Source organism: Flectobacillus sp., assembly GCF_049240685.1.
Lineage (GTDB): Bacteria > Bacteroidota > Bacteroidia > Cytophagales > Spirosomataceae > Flectobacillus.
In genome coordinates, this window is record NZ_JBMLSD010000038.1 from 1 (window position 1) to 3265 (window position 3265).

Genomic DNA, 3265 nt, shown 5'->3' on the forward strand with positions numbered 1-3265 from the left:
ATATGGTTTTTGAGAAAACTTTTGAGGCATATCATCTTATGGAATGCAGTTGTTTGGAAAATATTTGTTCATCAATTCCTCCAAGCTTGATTGTTGTTTGTTGATGACGATTAATTTTGTCCGATCCAGAAGCGTGACTACCTCAGCAAACTCTTTTCTAGGATCCATTTCTCTATCTTTTAACTCAGGAAAACTATTTTTTAATAGCGCAATTTTAGCTTCATGCTCCATCGAAACCACAAATACTTTGGTGAATGGTGTATCCTTTGCTTTTTCTATTTCTGAAAGAGAAATACTGCTAGAAGCCCTATTATTTGAATAAAACCGATAAGTCTTTCTGAAATATTGTAAATCACTTCGCGCATCAGCAAGGAGATATCGGTACATCAATAGGTGTGTTAACTCCTTATTCCAATTTGGGAAATTGGTATCATACAAATCAACATAGGTTCTTATAAAATTTTCATCAATTGATTTTTTCCGTTCAAGATACTGACGTATAGTTGGGTAAATTACTTTTGCCATCTCGGTAATATATTTGTTACCGTACCAATCGTTTTCACTAATACGACCATTAAAACGCTCCATGATATAGGCATTACCGATAGCTGTTGCCAATACTTCGTTCAGCAACAACAAGGCGTATTGACTATTGGGCGAATTGGTATTGGAAAACCACTGTTGTATCTTTCTTTTTGTTTCGAGCGACTGATTATCATAGATTATATGATATATCTCATGCATTGCAACACTAAAAAACGTTTTATGATCTTTAAGTCCTAAAGATGCCTCACAGACAGCTACATTTAAAAATGCTCTGGCTCCCAAATTTTCGGTATCCAACGAAGGAAGTAAGTTGAGTTCAAAGGGGATACTTTTGTCCCATTTCGTATCATAAAATGATAAACCTATTTGAAAAAAATCAGAAAATTGACCACTGTTAATGTAATACAAAAGGTGTTTTTTTTGCATGTTAATAGCTAATTCCTTGGGTTGAGCTACCAATTCGTGATAGATTTGCTGGAAATATTCCAAAATTCCAGCAAATGCCATAAGGTCTTCATTAGGGATAATTCCCAAAGATTTATTTTTAAATTCTTGTACAGTTTGACTTGTCACCAAATTTTTTTCCAATAAATCCACAGACATCATCGAGACCTTTAACGGTATTGGATATTGGTCGTAAGAATAGGTATAATTCAAACGGATTTTTTCAAAATTTACAATTTGTTGCCTATTGGTATTGGTATTATAACTTGAGTTAAGATAAATTGTCTTCAAGTCATTGTCAGGATAGTTGTCTGATATTTTAGTAACAAAATCATAAGTAGCATAAATTTCAGAAAAATGTATTCTAAAATCTACTCTATCTTGTGCTTGGAGCGTCGAGGCATTATTTACCAAGAAAAGGATAAGAATTAAATATTTTTTCATGGAGTTCGAAGTATACCGTATTATTCTTATTTAGTCTTTTTGAAGTAAGCTACTTTTTGTTTTATCCATTGAATAGAAATATCAAAAGGAGTCGTATCCATTTCGGATGAGGTGTTGTGTCCTAAGCTCGGAAACAGCGCATAGTCATAAGGTTTACCCTGAACTTTAAACGTATTTAATTGTTCAATACATAATTTTACCGGGATTTGGATGTCCTTTTCGCCATAAAGCCAAAGACCAGGAACAGATAGCGTCTTTAAGGATTTTTTTGGATCAGTCGCCACAAATTGATACTTATCAGGGTCATTGTTGGTGTGCTCTCGAGCCTCTGCGTCTGTATGATTATCCCAAAAATTATTATTCCCATTCGTATAAAATTGAAATCGTAGTTGCTCCAAAGTAGTAATGGTAGGGCAGCTAAATAATACCATAAATTCTACCGATTGATTTTTACTGGCAGTAATTGGCATAATCCATCCTGCTTGGCTAAAACCAATTAATCCGATAGGTATTTTTTTATTTTTTAAATACGCATGAAAAGATATGACAGCCTCGTGAGCATCGTTGGCCAACAAATTTAGATTAGTTGTGTCAATATTGTTTGTTCCGACCGACGGTCCAACATACACGCCTTCAGACTGCCCTACCCCACGTTTATCGTATGTCAGCACAGCGATACCTTCTTGTGCAAGACGCTTGGCAAATTCAAGTTCTCTTTTTACAGGGTCCGAACCATGTACAATCACAACAGCCGCCATTGGTTTTTTGGGCATCAGAATCGAACCTGCCAATGTAATACCCTTGCTTTTAAATTTTACTTCTTGGGTAGTAAATTCCCGAATTTGAGAGAAGACCTTCGGTTGATAGAATAAAAATACTAGGGAGAAAAATAAGCTCAAAATAAAGTTCATGATTGATTGAGTTTAAAGAGTATTTAGGTTAAGTTTTGTAATCGGTATCAAGGCGCCGAGCACAAATAAAATTTTATTGATTAGAGATTCGGCAGTCAAGTACGGGCAGAAAACCTTTTGTTGATAAGCAAAAGATACGATAGCAAAAAGCTCAACAATTTCACTATTTGAAACACCACTACCAATATCGATATTCCTAATCTAAGGATGCAAAGTTTAGAACATAAGTTTATTTAAACAATAAGTCAGAAATTTATGACTACTCAATCAAGGCTTCAATTGGACTTACTAGTTCAAGACTTTATCTTGGGCTGATTTTATTCACAGTTTGAAACTATTTTAAAAATGAGTAAAAAAGTCAACCTATAAGTGACACTTTCTCGGGAAGTCCAGTAATCAGTAATTTTAATCAATGTTAAGTTTAAGGTATTGATGACAAAAACTTTACTTCACCAATTCATAACACATAATTCTGCACTTATACTTAAGAGCAGCCCCAACACTAATCAAATAAACGGACAAAACAAACCCGAACAAAGTACAACAGTAACATTTAAGAGACAAATACGTATATCCCAGAAAGGCAGGCCAAATAGCAACAGAAAGTCATGGAGTATGATTCTTACAGAATGGCAGGGCAGTCTACACAAACTACCCAAACGAAGGAACTCCAGCGGAAACCTTAAAAATTAGTTTATCCCCAGATTATCTGCTCAATTATTGATAGAAACGGGAGGCTATGTGATGTAGGCTACCGTTTTTATTTTGTTGTGTTTCAGAGTCGTAAGGTATTTAATTGACTTAGGTTAATAAAACATCAATATTCCCCAATTCTTATTTTTCGGTAGTTTTAAAAAACAAAATTTGAATAAATTGCAAATACTGACTACCTCTAATCAATTGATTGGTTCAGACAAGCT

2 protein-coding genes are annotated in these 3265 nt (G+C 34.4%); both read right to left on the bottom strand.

Features of this window, described 5'->3' with window-relative positions:
• Positions 1–36 precede the first annotated feature (36 nt).
• The gene (locus tag ACOVQ4_RS01830; RefSeq protein WP_421818959.1) at positions 37–1434 is read right to left on the bottom strand and encodes a hypothetical protein; all 1398 of its coding nucleotides are present in this window, start codon (positions 1432–1434) and stop codon (positions 37–39) included.
• Positions 1435–1460: 26 nt separating this feature from the next.
• A complete protein-coding gene (locus ACOVQ4_RS01835; protein ID WP_421818960.1) occupies positions 1461–2345 on the bottom strand; it encodes an alpha/beta hydrolase family protein in 885 nt (294 codons plus the stop codon).
• Positions 2346–3265: the final 920 nt, after the last annotated feature.

What these genes read in the sequence shown, in the direction of transcription:
- ACOVQ4_RS01835 (WP_421818960.1), bottom strand. Translation starts at nt 2,345, where the DNA reads ATGAACTTTATTTTGAGCTTATTTTTCTCCCTAGTATTTTTATTCTAT.
- ACOVQ4_RS01830 (WP_421818959.1), bottom strand. Translation starts at nt 1,434, where the DNA reads ATGAAAAAATATTTAATTCTTATCCTTTTCTTGGTAAATAATGCCTCG.